This window comes from Nocardioides sp. NPDC058538 (assembly GCF_042719275.1).
Taxonomy (GTDB): Bacteria; Actinomycetota; Actinomycetes; order Propionibacteriales; family Nocardioidaceae; genus Nocardioides.
In genome coordinates, this window is sequence record NZ_JBHXNY010000019.1 from 39,629 (window position 1) to 53,236 (window position 13,608).

The following is a 13,608-nucleotide window of genomic DNA, read 5'->3' on the forward strand; positions in this document are numbered from 1 at the left end:
GTCTCGCTTCCTAGAAGGTGTCCACGGGCGCTGGCCCAGACTTGCGGTGTCCGCCGTGCACTTTCCGACGGACGGGGTCCGGCCGGCGTGGGGTGCGCCCACGCCGGCCGGATCACCTCACTTGAGGTACATGATGGAGAAGCTCGGCATGCCCTTGACCGGGTCGTTGACGACCCCGCCGACCTGCGAGCCCTTGATGAAGGCGTTCGCGTCGTAGCCGGCGTTGATCTCGACCATGTAGGTCTCCTGCATCCACTTGTCGAACTCGCCCCAGGCTGCGGGAACCTCGTCGGCGTCCATCTTCAGGATCTCGGCCTGCTTCGCGTCAGCGTCGGCCTCCTTGAAGTTGGTCGGGTTCGGCATGCCTGCCTTGTTGGCGTTCGAGCCGATCCACTGCGCCGGGAACCACGAGCCGCCCGAGGGCCAGTCGGAGCACCAGCCGCCGTAGCGGAGGTTGACCGGAGCGTCGAGGTTGCTCTCGTCGTCACGGTAGGTCTCGTCGGTCGAGGCCACCGGGGTCGCCTTGAAGCCGGCCGCCTCGAAGCCCTTGACCATCTGGTCCGACTTCGCCACGGACTGCTCGTCGTCACGCTGGTAGTGCCACTTCAGCTCGAAGCCCTCGGCCCCTGCCTCCTTCAGCAGCGCCTTGGCCTTCTCCGGGTCGGTGGTCTGGCCGTCCTGACCCTCCGGGTACTGGTACTCGACCCGACCCGCGGTGCCCGGGGGCAGGAGCGAGGTGCCGGGCTGGATGGTGACGCCGACGATCTCGCCGGAGGCCTTCCAGGCAGCCTGGTAGGGGTAGGCCCAGCTGATGGCCTCGCGCACCTTCTTGTCCGTGATCTTGGTCTGGTCCGGACGGTACATGTACGTGCACGGCGAGGTGCCCTCGACGAGGTTGTCCGGCGCGCTCTCCTTGATCGACTTGTAGGTCGGAGGCGTGACGTCGTCGTACGTCATCATCGTCTGCGCCGCGCCCTTGTCGCCGAGGATCTGGTTCTCGAGCTTCGCGGTGTCCTGGGCGAACTTGAAGTCGAACGCGTCGGCGGCCTGGAACCGGCCGGGGTCGGTGTCAGGGTCCCACTGGTCGTTCTTGACCAGCGTGAGCGCGTTGCCCGGCTTGTAGGACTCGAACTTGTAGGGCCCGGTCGCCATCGGGTGGCTCTCGTAGGCCAGCGGGTCCTTGTCCTTCGCCTTCGGGATCGGCGAGAAGACCGGGAACGAGGCGTAGTAGTCGAGCTCGGGGAACGGCTGTGCCAGGTGGATGATCACCTTGTTGCCGTCGGCCTCGACGCCGTCGTAGTCCTCACCGCCGTACCAGCCCGCGCTGGCGTCGTAGTCGGCGAGCTTCTGCAGCTCGGCGTCGGTGTCCGCGAACGGACCCTTGTACTTGTCGCCGTCCTTGAAGAACGTCGTCTGGTACGTCGGGCCGTCGGTCAGGGTGTCGATGGCGAAGGAGCGCTTGATGCCGTAGACGACGTCCTCGGCGGTGACGTCGGTGCCGTCCTCGTACTTGATCCCGTCCTTCAGCTCGAAGGTCCAGGTCAGGCCGTCCTCGGAGACCTGACCGAGGTCGGTGGCGAGGTCAGGGACGAGAACGGAGTCGCCGCTCTCCTCGTCATAGACGTACTGCGTCAGCGAGCGAGTGACCAGGCCGGACATGATCGCGCCGGAGTCGGTGTAGTAGGTCCGGGTCGGGTCGAGGGTGTGGGGGGCGTTGTTGGACAGCACGGTGATCGTGCCGCCCTTCTTGGCGTCCGACGGGATCTCCAGCGGCCCCTCGGCCGTGGCATCCTTGCCGGCACCGGCGCCGCCGCCGGCCTTGAACTCGCCGGCCGGGTCCTCGCCACCGCCGCCCCCGCCACCACAAGCAGCGGTGAGCGTCAGCGCAGCGATCGCACTGGCGGCGATCACTGTTCTCTTCAATTGCATCGTAGGTGTCCACCTTCCATGGTTGATGCCTCTCTCCGACGACGTGCTCACCGGAAAGACTTGGGGTCGAAGGCGTCGCGGATGGCGTCTCCGAGCAGGTTGAGCGCGAAGACCAGGACCACGATCCCGACGATCGGCGCGTAGAGGTACAAGGGGTATTCGTCGAACCAGCTCTGGGCGCGCAGGATCGTCTGTCCCCAGGACGGGCGTCCGGTGACACCGACGCCCAGGTAGGCCAGCGTCGCCTCAGCGGCGATCGTGGCCGGCAGGCTCAGCGAGAACGAGACGACGATCGGAGCGACCAGGTTGGGGAGCAGCTCCTTGAACAGGATCCGATGGGTCGGCATCCCGAGGACGTGCGCGGCCTCGATGAACTCGCGCTCACGCAACGAGATCACCTCGCCGCGGATCAACCGGGCCAGGCCCATCCACCCGAAGATCGAGAGGATCACGATGAGTGCGATCAGCGAGGCGTTGTCGAGCATCGTCGGGTTCTCCCGCCAGCGCTCCACGAGCATCGGCGAGATCGCGATCGCGACCAACAGGAACGGCAGCGTGAGGAAGAGGTCGATCACGAACGTGATCACCCGGTCACCCCAGCCGCGGCTGTAGCCCGCGATCAGGCCGAGCACCACACCGACGACGGTCGAGACGACCGTGGCGATCGTGGCGACCAGCAGGGACGTACGCGCGCCGTAGAACCACTCCGCGAGCAGGTCGTTGCCGGAGTTGGGCTCCAGGCCGAGCGGCGCCTCCCAGGTGAACCCGTAGTTGGGCGGGCCGATGACGGGGTAGTTGAACGAGTCGGTGTCGGCGACCGGGTCACCGGCACGCACCTCGACGCCGAACAGCTTGCACAGCAACGGCGCGAAGACCGCGATCAGGACGAAGAGCAGCACGATCCCGGCACAGATCATGGCGACCTTGTCCGAGAGGAGTCGGTCCATGGCGATGCGCATCGGCGAACGGCCGGCGACATCGCCCGTCCTCGGTTCCGGATCGATCTCGGGATCAGGACCCTGGATCAACACTTCGGACACAGTCATACGCTCGGATCTCCGTTCGATGCCAAGGCTCGGTACGCCCAAGAACAGACCACTTCGCGCGGCCCCGAGCCAGCGCGCTGCATCAAGTTATGCCAAGTCGCAGTGGTTCGGGCGGGACTACAGATAACGGTTCGATACCGACCGTGACGTGTGACACACATGTAACAAAGACGGTCCGCAGCCAAAGGCTGCGGACCGTCTTTCGTAATCTCGCCGAGACGCGGGAGATTCTCAGGCGCGACCCCGCGAGTTGTTCGCCAGGTCGTACCAGGTGTCGGCGTAGCCCGGACCGTCACCCGGGACCTCGGCCGGGCTCGCGCCCGGGTCCGGCGCCCCGAACTCGTCGACGCCCAGGAGCGGCGCGGTGACCGGCTTCTCCGGGTGCTGGTGCATCTCGCCCGGGAAGTGGCAGGCGACCTTGTGCTTCTTGCCGATCTGCAGCAGCGGCGGCTCGACCACGGAGCAGATGTCCTTGGCGATGGCGCAGCGGGTGCGGAAGTGGCAGCCCGAGGGCGGGTTGATCGGCGAAGGTACGTCGCCCTCCAGCCGGATCCGCTCACGACGGCCGCCGATCGCGGCCTGCTTCACGTCGGGCACCGCGGAGAGCAGCGCCTGGGTGTAGGGATGGTGAGCGTGCTCGTAGATCGACTCGCGGTCACCGATCTCCACGATCTTGCCGAGGTACATCACCGCGACCTCGGGGCAGAAGTGACGAACGATGGCGAGGTCGTGCGCGATGAACAGGTAGGAGATGTCGAACTCCTTCTGCAGGTCTTGCAGAAGGTTGATCACCTGGGCCTGGATCGACACGTCCAGCGCGGAGACCGGCTCGTCGGCGACGAGCAGCTTCGGCTGCAGGGTCATGGCCCGGGCGATGCCGATGCGCTGACGCTGGCCGCCGGAGAACTCGTGCGGGTAGCGGTTGTAGTGCTCGGGGTTGAGACCGACCAGCTCGAGCAGCTCCTGGACGCGGCCGAGCACCTTGTCCTTGGGCACCATGTTGTGGATCCGCAGCGGCGCGCCGATGATCGAGCCGACCGTGTGCCGCGGGTTGAGCGAGGTCGACGGGTCCTGGAAGATCATCTGGATCTCCCGACGCATCGGGTGCAGCTTCCTACCCGAGTAGTTGGCGATGTCGGTGCCCTCGAAGTTGATCTTGCCTTCGGTGGGCTGGTAGAGCCGCGTCACCATCCGACCGGTGGTGGACTTGCCACAACCGGACTCGCCGACGAGACCCAGGGCGCTGCCCTTGGCCACCTCGAAGGAGACCCCGTCGACGGCCTTGACGTGCCCGACCGTACGCCGGATCACGCCGCTGCCCTTGACCGGGAAGTGCATCTTCAGGTTCTCGACCGAGAGCACGGTCTCCGTGCTCGCCGGCGCGACCGAGGCCGCGGTGGCAGTCGTGGTGTCGCTCATCAGTCCTCCACCAGGTCAGGGGCGATCTCGGGCAGGATCTCTGCCTCGTAGACCTCGTCGGCGTTCTTGATGTGGCAGCGCTTGGTGTGGTTGCCACCGCTGCTGGCCGGGGTGAGGTCGGGAAGGGTCGTCCGGCACAGGTCGCCGCCGACCTTCGCCACGTGGTCACAGCGCGGTTCGAAGGCGCATCCCGGCGGCGGGTTCAGCAGCGAGGGCGGGTTGCCCCGGATCGGGATCAGCTTCGCCTCGGTCGAGGCGGTCAGGTCCGGCACGCTGGAGAGCAGGCCCCAGGTGTAGGGCATCTGCGGGTGGGTGAGGATCTCCTTGCACGGGCCGTACTCGACCGCGCGGCCCGCGTACATCACGAGTACGTCATCGGCCATCTCCGCCACGACACCGAGGTCGTGGGTGATGATGATGACCGCCGCGTCGAAGTCGCGCTGCAGGTCCTGGAGCAGGTCGAGGATCTGCGCCTGGACGGTCACGTCGAGAGCGGTGGTCGGCTCGTCGGCGATGAGCAGGCTCGGGTTGTTGATCAGCCCCATCGCGATCATCGCGCGCTGACGCATGCCGCCGGAGAACTGGTGCGGGTAGTCGTCCACACGACGGTCGGGCTGCGGGATGCCGACGCGGTCGAGCATCTCGATGGCGCGCTTGCGCGCCTCCCGCTTGGTCACGTTGTTGTGGACCTGGTAGGCCTCCATGATCTGGTTGCCCACCGAGTAGTAGGGGTGCATCGCGGAGAGCGGGTCCTGGAAGATCATCGCCACGTCGCGGCCGCGGCGCTTGCGCATCTCCTCGTTGCTCACCTTGAGCAGGTCGACCCCATCGAGCATGATCTCGCCGCTGAGGATGGCGTTGGTGCCGCGGTGCAGCCCCATGATCGCCGAGCTGGAGACCGACTTGCCCGAGCCGGACTCGCCCACGATGCCGAGCGTCTTGCCGCGCTCGAGCTCGAAGGAGAGGCCGTCGGTCGCCTTGACGATGCCGTCAGAGGTGGAGAAGTGGACCTTCAGGTCCCGCACCGAGAGGAACGCGCCGTCGTTGGCGGGCCTCGTCTCGGCCGTGGTGGAAAGGTCAGTCATGGATCAGATCCTCCTCAGGCGACGCGCACGCGCGGGTCGATGAAGGCGTACAGGACGTCGACGACGATGTTGGCGAGGATCACCAGAGCCCCGAGGAGCAACACCAGGCCCACGATGGTGGGAAGGTCGTAGGTCTCGTTCGCGGTCACCGCGAGCTTTCCGAGACCGTAGTAGTTGAAGACGTCCTCGGTGATGATCGCGCCGCCGAGGACGGCAGCGAAGTCGAGACCGAACATCGTCACCAGCGGGGTCAGCGCCGCGCGCAGCGCGTGCTTGAAGAGCACCTTGTTGCTCTTGACGCCCTTGGACTTCGCGGTGCGGATGTAGTCCTCGCTCATCGACTCGAGCACGAACGCCCGGGTCATGCGTACGTAGCCCGCCATGTAGACCGCGGCGAGAGTGAACCCTGGGAGCATGAGCTGGACCAGCCATTGCCCGACGCCACCCTCGGCTATCGGCACGTATCCCGGCGCGGGGAAGATCCCCCATTTGATGGCTACGAAGTTGATCAGCAAGGCACCCACGAAGAAGGTCGGGAAGGCGTAGAGGGACAGTGTGGCTCCGACGACCCCGCGGTCCACGAGGGTTCCCTTGAAGACCGCTGCGAGCACGCCGAACAGCACACCGAAGACGACCCAGATGATGACCGCGACCATGGCGATCGAGATCGAGATCGGCGCTGCCTCCGCGATCTCGTCGTTGACCGTCATCTGCAGCTGCTGGGAGTAGCCCAGGCAGGGCGCCGCGCACTCGGTGACCAGCTCGGGGTTGGCCTCGCGCATCGCCTCGTCGGCGGGGTACTCGCGGCCGACGACGACGCCCTTCGCGAAGCTTCCCCACTGGACCAACAGCGGCTGGTCGTAGCCGAGGGCCTGACGGGTCTCCTCGATGCGCTCAGGCGGGCAGTTCTTGCCGCAGGAGAACTGTGCCGGGTCGACCGGGTTCTTCAGGAACAGTGCAAAGACGATGAAGCTCATCGCCACCAGCATGAGCAAGCCGACGATCACGCGCCGGATGATGTAGGCGACCATCGGTGGGTCTCACCTTCATTGGGATCGGCCGGAGCACCGTCTTGGGGTGTCGTCCGGGGGGAATCGTGTCCAGGTACATGGGAGAGGCGGGGCTCTGGCGAGCCCCGCCTCCATGTTCGGATCGGCTCAGGGCCGTCCGAACGGTGTTGCGGAGCTGAAGGATCAGTCCTCGACGTCGATGGTCGCCAGGTCCGGGTAGGACGAGGAGGCATCGGTGGTGATGAAGTCCGTCACCTTGGAGCCGTGGACCCAGTTGAAGGTAGCGATCTCCAGCGGGATGTAGGCGACGTCCTCGCCCAGGGTCGCGTCGGCCTCCTGGAGGAACTTGTTCTGCTCCTCGATGGTCGCCGAGTTGGCGGCGTTGTCGAACAGCTTGTCGACGGCCGGGTTCTTGTAGTTGCCGTAGTTCTGACCGTTGGTGCTCTTCTCGATCTGACGGCTGTCGAACAGCGCCGCGGTGACAGTCATCGCGGAGCCCCAGTCGGCACCCCAACCGCCCCACATCACGTCAGCCTTGTTGGACGGCTTCTGGATGTTGGAGTAGTAGACGTCACCCAGCGGGTCGAGCGTGACCTTGAAGCCCGCAGCCTCCCAGCCTTCGACCAGCGCAGAGGCCTGCTTGTCAGCGGTGTCGCTCTGCGGGTAGGTGAAGGTGATCGGGTACGGCATCTCGGCGCCGGCCTCGGTGAGGAGCTTCTTGGCCGCGGCCGGGTCACCCTTGAGGTTGCGGTCCTTGTAGGCCGGGTTGGCCACGTAGCCCGGAACTGCCGGGTTCACGATGGAGTCGGCCGGGGTGTAGGCCTTCTCGCCACCGCCGGCGGCGATCCACGACTCGACGTTGGTCGCGAGGGCCAGGGCCTTACGAACCTTCGGGTCCTTCATCTGGTTCTGGTTCGGAACCAGGTAGTCGACGTAGGGCGACTGGACCTGGACGTAGCGGTCCTTGACACCGGCCTCGGTGAGGCGCGGGAAGAACTCCGGCGGGACGCGCGAACCGCTGACGATGGTCGTCTGCGAGTCGGGGCTGTCGGAGAACAGCTTCTCGTAGGTCGTCGCGGCCTTCTCACCGAACTGCACGGTGATGGTCTCCGGCTTCGCCTCACGCAGCGACTTGTCGTCGGTCTCCGGGTCGTACTCGTCGTTGCGCACCAGGGTGCCGCCCTTCTGGGCGTTCCAGGTGTCGACCTTGTACGGGCCGTTGGAGAAGATGACGTCGTCGTTCTTGGCGCCCTTGTCCTCGGACTCCTTGTAGGGGTCCATCATGTGCAGCGACGAGATCGCCAGCGGGAAGTCCGGCCACGGCGACTTGAACTTGTAGGTGATGGTCTTGCCATCGCAAGTCACGGCCTGGTCGAAGTCGGCCTGCTGCTCCGGGGTCGCGGTGTAGGGGCCGGGGTACTCACCCTTGAGCGCGAGCTTCGCGGTCAGGTAGAAGCCCGGGCCACCGGTGAGCTCGTCGGCGGCGAAGTTGCGCGAGGCGCCGTAGGCGAAGTCCTCACACGTGATGTCGGAGCCGTCCTGCCACTTCACGCCGTCCTTGATGGTGAACGACCAGGTCTTCGCGCCCTCGGTCGAGGTGCCCTCGTCGGTCGCCAGGTCCGGGATCGGCTTCTGCGAGACCTCGGGGTCGGTCGACGCCGGGTTCGAGAGCAGCTTGCGGTAGACCAGACGCGTGGTGTGGGAGATCGTCTCGCCCACGTAGATCCGCTGCGGGTCCAGGTGGTCCCACGGGTCCTCGGTGACGATGGTCAGGCCCTTGGAGCTCGAGTCACCGCCGCCGTCCCCGCCGCCACAGGCAGCCAGGCCCAGCGAAAGACCGAGCACGCCGGCGGCACTGACCGCTACGTACTTAGCTCGCTTCTTGAGCATTCGTTTCTCCTTGGTGTGGTCGCCGTCAGCCTCTGACAACTGACGCCGTATCGGTGTCCCGGGCGGGTCACCGGTGTGTGTTCGGAGCCCCGAGGCTCACCTGTCACCCTTGGGGTCAAGGGCGTCTCGCAAACCGTCCCCGAGAAGGTTGAACGAGATCACGATGGTCGCGATCAGGATCGCGGGCATGAAGAAGTAGAACGGGTCCACCTGCGCGTACTTCAAAGAGTCCGCGAGGACGTTGCCGAGGGTGGGCGTCGGCGGCTTCACGCTGACCTGAAGATAGCTCAGGGCGGCCTCGGCCGAGATGTAGGCCGGCATCATCAAGGTGACCAGGACCAGCAGTGGAGCCCAGAGGTTCGGCAGGATCTCCTTGAAGTAGATCCGCGGCTTGGAGGCGCCCAGCACGATCGCGGCCTCGACGAACTCGCGTTGTTTGATCGAGAGCACCTGCCCTCGGACCACGCGCGCCGTGCTGGTCCAGCCGAAGATGGCCAGCACCACCGTGCAGTAGATCCCCTGCGCCAGTGGCCCGTTGGGTAGGCCGGTCAGCTGCTGTACGAGCTCGAGGCCGAGGGCCGAGAGCGCCAACAGCATCAGCGTCGAGGGGAAGGAGAGGGTCAGGTCGGTGAAGCGGCTCAGGCCCGCGTCGACCCAGCCACCGCTGAAGCCGGCGACGATTCCGATGATCGCTCCGATGACGACCGAGAGGATCGCCGCGGTCAGAGCGATGGCCAGCGAGAAGGTGATCCCGTACCAGAACCGGGACAGGGCGTCGCGGCCTGTCCCAGGCTCCACCCCGAGCGGGTGTGAGAGGCTCGCGCCGCTGAACCTGCCCTCGGGGATGGTGTTGGCGTCGAGCAGCTCCTGGTTGTAGCTGAACGGGTCCAGCACGCCCATCTTGACGAGAAGGGGGGCCAGCACAGCGGCCAGGACCACCAGGACGACAACGGTCAGCGACACCATCGTCAGCTTGTCCTTGCGAAGCCGCATCCAGGCCAGCTTCATCGGCGACTTGCCGGCGATCTTCTTCGCCTCCTCGGGCGAAGCAGGAGGTGTCGATCCACCCGAGAGTTCTTCACCTTCGAACACGGTGGCCGATTCGCTCATGGTTCCTCTGTCTAGTCGTAATCCTGGGTGCCGCCGTCGCACGGCAGCGTCCGACCCACGAGGTCGACGGAGGGAACTCTATGTGATGACTTTGCCCCGATGCGCCCCGTACCGGTAACGATCCGATTTCAACCAGTGATACGGCAGATCGGGAGGGATTCTTGCCATTCACCGCTGAACGACGAGAGTCTCCGGGACCGGCGGACCGGTCCCGGAGACTCTGTTGGCTTTGCTCGAAGTGCGCTCAGTTCGCCGATTCGCCCTCGGCGGCCGCCGCCGGAGCGGGCCGCGCGTCGACGCCCGCCTCCTTGCGCTGCTCGGGAGTGATCGGCGCCGGAGCGGCGGTGAGCGGATCGTAACCGGCACCCGTCTTCGGGAAGGCGATCACGTCGCGGATGGAGTCGGTGCCGGCGAGAAGGGCGACGACGCGGTCCCAGCCGAAGGCGATGCCGCCGTGCGGCGGGGCGCCGAACTTGAACGCGTCGAGCAGGAAGCCGAACTTCTCCTCGGCCGCCTCCTCGCCGATCCCCATCAGGTCGAAGACCCGCTTCTGGATGTCCTCGCGGTGGATACGGATCGATCCGCCGCCGATCTCGTTGCCGTTGCAGACGATGTCGTAGGCCCAGGCGAGCGCGTTGCCGGGGTCCTTGTCGAAGCCCTCGACGTCCTGCGGGCTGGTGAAGGCGTGGTGGACCGCGGTCCACTCCCCCGCACCGACCGCGACGTCACCGGACTCGACGGCCTCGGAGGCCGGCTCGAGCAGCGGCGCGTCGACGACCCACAGGAAGCTCCACTCGCCGTCCTTGCGGAGGTCGAGACGGTTGCCGATCTCCAGCCGGGCGGCACCCAGCAGGGAACGGCTCGACTTGGGCGCACCGGCGGCGAAGAAGATGCAGTCGCCGGGGTTGGCGCCGACGTGGGCCGCCAGTCCGGCGGCCTCCGTCTCGGAGAGGTTCTTGGCGACCGGACCGGTCAGCGAGCCGTCCTCCTGGACCAGGACGTACGCCAGGCCCTTGGCGCCACGCTGCTTGGCCCAGTCCTGCCAGCCGTCGAGCTGACGCCGCGGCTGGCTCGCGCCGCCCGGCATCACCACGGCGCCGACGTAGGGCGCCTGGAAGACGCGGAACGTCGTCTCGGAGAAGTAGTCGGTGCACTCGGTGATCTCGATGCCGAAGCGCAGGTCGGGCTTGTCGGAGCCGTACTTGGCCATCGCGTCGGCGTAGGTCATCCGCGGCAGCGGGAGCGGCACGTCGTAGCCGATCAGCTTCCACAGCGCCGCGACGATCTCCTCGCCGAGGGCGATCACGTCGTCCTGCTCGACGAAGCTCATCTCGATGTCGAGCTGGGTGAACTCCGGCTGTCGGTCGGCGCGGAAGTCCTCGTCACGGTAGGCGCGGGCGAGCTGGTAATAGCGCTCCATGCCGCCGACCATGAGCAGCTGCTTGAACAGCTGCGGGGACTGCGGCAGGGCGTACCACGAACCCGGCTGCAGGCGGGCCGGGACCAGGAAGTCACGGGCGCCCTCAGGGGTGCTGCGGGTCAGCGTCGGGGTCTCGATCTCGACGAAGTCGTGACCGGCCAGCACGTCGCGGGCGGCCTTGTTGGCCTTCGAGCGCAGGCGGATGGCGTTGCCGGGCGCGGTGCGGCGCAGGTCGAGGTAACGGTGCTTGAAACGTACGTCCTCGCCGACCTCTACGTAGTCGTCGATGGGGAACGGCAGGGCCGCCGCGGCTGAGAGGACCTCGAGGTCCTTGGCGACGATCTCGATCTCGCCGGTGGCGAGGTTGGGGTTGAGGTTCTCCTCGGTGCGCGCGACGACCTCGCCGGTGACCTTGATGCAGTATTCGTTGCGCAGGTGGTGAGCGATCTCCTCGTCGCGGACGACGACCTGGACCACGCCGCTGGCCTCACGCAGATCGAGGAACGCGACCCCGCCGTGATCGCGTCGACGGCCTACCCAGCCGGCGAGGGTCACGGTCTGGCCGACGTGCTCGGCACGCAGGGTGCCGGCGTCGTGGGTGCGGATCACTTCTTCTCCTCGTTGTTCACGACGACCTGAGGCTTCAGGTCGCTCTCGTTCTGCGGCGTCCAGGTGGCCGGATCGGCCGGGACCTGGTCGCCGGTGCGGATGTCCTTGATCTCGTAGCCGCCTTCGGTGGCGAAGAGGACGTACGGGATGCCGCGGCGCTCCGCGAAGCGGATCTGCTTGCCGAACTTGGCGGCGTTGGGCGAGACCTCGCAGGCAACATTGTGAGCGCGCAGCTGCTGGGCCGCCGAATCGGCCTCGGCCCTGCTCTCCTCGTCGGCCACGGCGACCAGCACTGTGCTGGGGACCTTGCGGTCACCGTCGAGCACGCCCTTCTGCACCAGGGGCACCAGGACGCGGCTCACGCCGAGCGAGATCCCGACGCCGGGGTAGGTGGTCTTCCCGTCGCTGGCGAGCGCGTCGTAGCGGCCACCGGAGCAGATGCTGCCCAGCGTCTCGTAGCCGTCCAGGCGGGTCTCGAAGACGGTGCCGGTGTAGTAGTCCAGGCCCCGCGCGATGCTCAGGTCGGCCACGACACGTACGGAGTTCGACCCAGAATCGGGCCCAGTGAGCGGCGCGGTGGCGTTGATCAGTGTGGCCAGCTCGCTCAGGCCCTCTTCGAGCAGCTCGCTCTCGACACCGAGGGCACGGACCTTCTCCACGAAGGAGTCGTCGGTGGCGGTGATCGTGGCGAGCTCGAGGCACTTGGCGGCCTGGTCGTCGCTCAGCCCCGCCTCGGAGACGAGCAGCTTGCCGACCTCGTCGGCCGGCATCTTGTCGAGCTTGTCGATGAGCCGCATGGTCTCCTCGACGTCGGGGGCGCCGAGACCGGCGTAGAAGCCCTGGATCAGCTTGCGGTTGTTGACCTGGAGCGTGAACCCGGGCAGGAAGGTCAGCTTGCCGAGCGCCTCGAGCATGACCCGGGCGACCTCTACGTCGTGGTGGAACGGGAGCGTGTCGCGTCCGACGATGTCGATGTCGGCCTGCGCGAACTCGCGGAAGCGGCCCTCCTGCGGGCGCTCACCGCGCCAGACCTTCTGGATCTGGTAGCGCCGGAAGGGGAACTCCAGCTTGCCGGCGTTCTCCAGCACGTAGCGGGCGAAGGGGACGGTGAGGTCGAAGTGGAGCCCCATCCCCCCAGACCTGTTGGACTCAGTGCGGCTGCTGTCGTCCTCCTGGAGGCGGCGCAGGACGTAGACCTCCTTGGAGGTGTCGCCCTTGCGCAGCAGCTGGTCCATCGGCTCGACGGCGCGGGTCTCGATGTTGCCGAAGCCGTGCAGCTCGAAGGTGCGGCTCAGGGTCGCGATGACCTCGCGCTCGACGGTGCGCTGGCTCGGCAGGAGCTCCGGGAAACCGGAGAGCGGTGTTGGCTTGTTCATAGTGTGGTGATCAGGTCCTGAAGAAACGGGTTGGCGGCGCGCTCGCGCCCGATCGAGGTCTGCTCGCCATGGCCGGGGAGCACCACGATGTCGTCGGCGAGGGGCAGCACCTTGGTGGTCAGGGACTGCAGCATCGTGGCGTGGTCACCGCCGGGGAGATCCGTACGCCCGATGCTGCCCGCGAAGAGCAGGTCGCCGGAGAACATCACGTCACTGACCTCGGCGTGGTCGGGGTAGGGCGTCCGGAAGGTGACCGACCCCTCGGTATGCCCGGGCGTATGGTCGATCAGGAAGCTCATCCCGGCCAGGTCGATGGCCTGTCCGTCGGTGAGCTCGCGGACGTCGTCCGGCTCCACGAAGTCGTAGGTCCCCTGCGGCATGCCGAGCAGCATCTGCGCCGACTCCGGCGAGATGCCCTGGAGCGGATCGGCCAGCAGGTGACGGTCGTTGGGGTGGATCCAGGCCGTCGAGTCGTACGTCCTGCTCACCGGCGTCACCGACCACATGTGGTCGACGTGGCCGTGGGTGAGGAGCACGGCGACCGGCTTGAGGCGCTGCTCCCGGACGATCTCCTCGATGCCCTTGGCCGCGTCCTTCCCGGGGTCGATCACGACACACTCGGTGCCCGGACCGGTGGCGGCGACGTAGCAGTTGGTGCCCCACGGACCGGCGGGAAAGCCTGCGATCAACACGAGAAACACCCTATCCAGCGGT

At 66.7% G+C, this 13,608-nt stretch carries 10 protein-coding genes; all 10 read right to left on the bottom strand.

The features are described from left to right. Positions 1-117 precede the first annotated feature (117 nt). Positions 118-1,929 (bottom strand): ABC transporter substrate-binding protein, encoded by a 1,812-nt coding sequence (locus ACFWQC_RS17475; protein ID WP_378680410.1) that lies wholly within the window; start codon positions 1,927-1,929, stop codon positions 118-120. Between the two features lie 47 nt (positions 1,930-1,976). Then, on the bottom strand, positions 1,977-2,975 hold the full coding sequence (locus ACFWQC_RS17480) for an ABC transporter permease (RefSeq protein WP_378680413.1): 999 nt from the start codon (positions 2,973-2,975) through the stop codon (positions 1,977-1,979). 231 nt (positions 2,976-3,206) lie between these two features. Further along, positions 3,207-4,394: an ABC transporter ATP-binding protein gene (locus ACFWQC_RS17485; RefSeq protein ID WP_378680416.1), complete on the bottom strand. Its 1,188-nt coding sequence runs from the start codon at positions 4,392-4,394 to the stop codon at positions 3,207-3,209. After that, the gene (locus ACFWQC_RS17490) at positions 4,394-5,479 is read right to left on the bottom strand and encodes an ABC transporter ATP-binding protein (protein ID WP_378680419.1); all 1,086 of its coding nucleotides are present in this window, start codon (positions 5,477-5,479) and stop codon (positions 4,394-4,396) included. Before ACFWQC_RS17490 ends, ACFWQC_RS17485 begins: the two co-directional genes overlap by 1 nt. A gap of 14 nt (positions 5,480-5,493) precedes the next feature. After that, positions 5,494-6,510 (bottom strand): ABC transporter permease, encoded by a 1,017-nt coding sequence (locus ACFWQC_RS17495; RefSeq protein WP_378680422.1) that lies wholly within the window; start codon positions 6,508-6,510, stop codon positions 5,494-5,496. 162 nt (positions 6,511-6,672) lie between these two features. After that, positions 6,673-8,379, bottom strand: coding sequence for an ABC transporter substrate-binding protein (locus ACFWQC_RS17500; protein WP_378680424.1), 1,707 nt, complete (start codon positions 8,377-8,379; stop codon positions 6,673-6,675). Positions 8,380-8,475: 96 nt separating this feature from the next. Beyond that, positions 8,476-9,489 carry an ABC transporter permease gene (locus ACFWQC_RS17505; RefSeq protein WP_378680427.1) on the bottom strand — a complete coding sequence of 338 codons (1,014 nt, stop codon included), beginning with the start codon at positions 9,487-9,489 and terminating at the stop codon, positions 8,476-8,478. Positions 9,490-9,733: 244 nt separating this feature from the next. After that, positions 9,734-11,518: an aspartate--tRNA ligase gene (aspS, locus tag ACFWQC_RS17510; RefSeq protein ID WP_378680430.1), complete on the bottom strand. Its 1,785-nt coding sequence runs from the start codon at positions 11,516-11,518 to the stop codon at positions 9,734-9,736. Then, positions 11,515-12,894, bottom strand: a complete 1,380-nt coding sequence (gene hisS / locus ACFWQC_RS17515; RefSeq protein WP_378680432.1) for a histidine--tRNA ligase — start codon at positions 12,892-12,894, stop codon at positions 11,515-11,517. The genes aspS and hisS overlap by 4 nt, the downstream gene beginning before the upstream one ends. Further along, positions 12,891-13,586 carry an MBL fold metallo-hydrolase gene (locus ACFWQC_RS17520; RefSeq protein ID WP_378680435.1) on the bottom strand — a complete coding sequence of 232 codons (696 nt, stop codon included), beginning with the start codon at positions 13,584-13,586 and terminating at the stop codon, positions 12,891-12,893. Before ACFWQC_RS17520 ends, hisS begins: the two co-directional genes overlap by 4 nt. Positions 13,587-13,608 lie beyond the last annotated feature (22 nt).